Source organism: Massilia sp. CT11-108 (assembly GCF_047302915.1).
GTDB lineage: Bacteria > Pseudomonadota > Gammaproteobacteria > Burkholderiales > Burkholderiaceae_D > Telluria > Telluria orientalis.
Window position 1 is genome coordinate 1 of sequence record NZ_JBKYMO010000877.1, and the last position, 1,432, is coordinate 1,432.

A 1,432-nucleotide genomic window follows, 5' to 3' on the forward strand; every position below is an offset into this window, starting at 1 on the left:
GTGCCGAACGCGGGCGTCTCGTCGCCCAGCTTGGCGCGCGTGGACGCGATCGCGGCCGCGAACGACACCGCGTCGATGCGCCCGCCGCTGAAGAACGTCAGCGCCAGGCGCGACGTGCCCAGGCCCAGCGACGCCACCTTCTGCACGTGGCGCCCGGTGCCCAGCGCAAGCTGCGTCGAGCCGCCGCCGATACCCAGCACCAGGGTACGCGTGTCGGGGTCGTGCGCCGCGCCGTCGGCCACGCCGAGATACGTCAGGACGGCCTCCTGCTCGCCGGTCAGCACGTGCACCGGATGGCCGAGCAGTTGCTGCGCGGCCGGCAGGAACAGGTGGCTGTTGCGGGCCATGCGCAGGGTCGACGTGGCGACCACGCGCACGGCGGCCAGCGCATGGTCGGACAGGCGTGCGCGGATCGTGCGCAGGCAGTCGAAGGCGCTGTCCATCGCCTCGGGGCTCAGACAGCCCTGCGCGTCCAGCGCGGCGGCCAGCCGCAGCGGCGCATGAAAACTGTCGAGGGGACGCAGCGCGCCGTCCTCGACGGTGCCGACGAGCAGGCGGAAACTGTCCGAGCCAAGGACGAGTGCGGCGTGAATGGGAGGTGTGGTGCTCATGCAGACTCCGAAGTCGAAAACGGCGCCACGATAGCGGGGCTGGATGACGGATCGATGACAGGAGCATCGTTGATCACATCATCATAAGCCATGCGCGCCAGAGACGCCATGGCGGACACGGCGGTTTGTACGCGCCCCTGCGCGGGGGCGTTCATTCTTCCTCGACGGGCGCCAGCACCGACGCCGCCACTTCGACCCGGTTGCGCCCGGCCTTCTTGGCCACCCGCAACGCCTCGTCGGCACGGGCCAGCAAGGTGACGGTGCTGTCGTCGGGGCGGATCGTCGTGACGCCGAAGCTGGCCGTCAATGAAATCATCGCGCGCTCGGTCTTGACGCGCTCCGCTTCGATCGCGGCGCGCATGCGCTCGGCGACCATCGCCGCATCGTCCAGGCTCGTGCGCGGCAGCAGGATCGCGAATTCCACGCCCACCAGGCGGCCCAGCAGGTCGCTGTCGCGCAACTGGCGCTTGCACGTATTGATCAGGTGCGCGAGCACGACGTCGCCGGCCGGGTGGCCGTAGCCGTCATTGATGCGCTTGAACTGGTCGAGGTCGAACACGACGAGCGCGGTCGGCTGGCCGGGACGGCGCGCCAGCGCCATCCAGGGGGCCAGGGCCTGGAAGAAGCCGCGCCGGTTCGGCACGTCGGTGAGCGGGTCGTTGATTTCCAGGCGCGCCAGCTCGGCCTGTTCGCGCTCGCGGCCCAGCAGCAGCCAGCCGAAGCCGCCGACGAGGGCCAGCAGATACAGGGCGCCCGAGTGCAGCTGGCGCAGGATATCGCTCGTCATCCAGCCCCAGCCCGCGGGCGCCAGCAGCACGAGC

Annotated in this window: 2 protein-coding genes and 1 pseudogene; all 3 read right to left on the bottom strand. The window is 70.5% G+C overall.

Annotated features, from left to right (window positions below; translation table 11 throughout):
• Positions 1-611 (bottom strand): annotated as a pseudogene (locus ACEN88_RS31615) (Ppx/GppA family phosphatase); the annotation flags it as partial.
• Positions 608-766 (bottom strand): hypothetical protein, encoded by a 159-nt coding sequence (locus ACEN88_RS31620; RefSeq protein WP_413346102.1) that lies wholly within the window; start codon positions 764-766, stop codon positions 608-610. The gene ACEN88_RS31620 and the pseudogene ACEN88_RS31615, both read right to left, overlap by 4 nt.
• A partial coding sequence (locus tag ACEN88_RS31625) for a GGDEF domain-containing protein (RefSeq protein ID WP_413346104.1) occupies positions 763-1,432 on the bottom strand: 670 nt, incomplete at its 5' end. The genes ACEN88_RS31625 and ACEN88_RS31620, both read right to left, overlap by 4 nt.

Bases quoted from the DNA above. Each gene is read 5' to 3' on its own strand.
- ACEN88_RS31620 (WP_413346102.1), bottom strand. From the start codon at position 766: ATGAACGCCCCCGCGCAGGGGCGCGTACAAACCGCCGTGTCCGCCATG.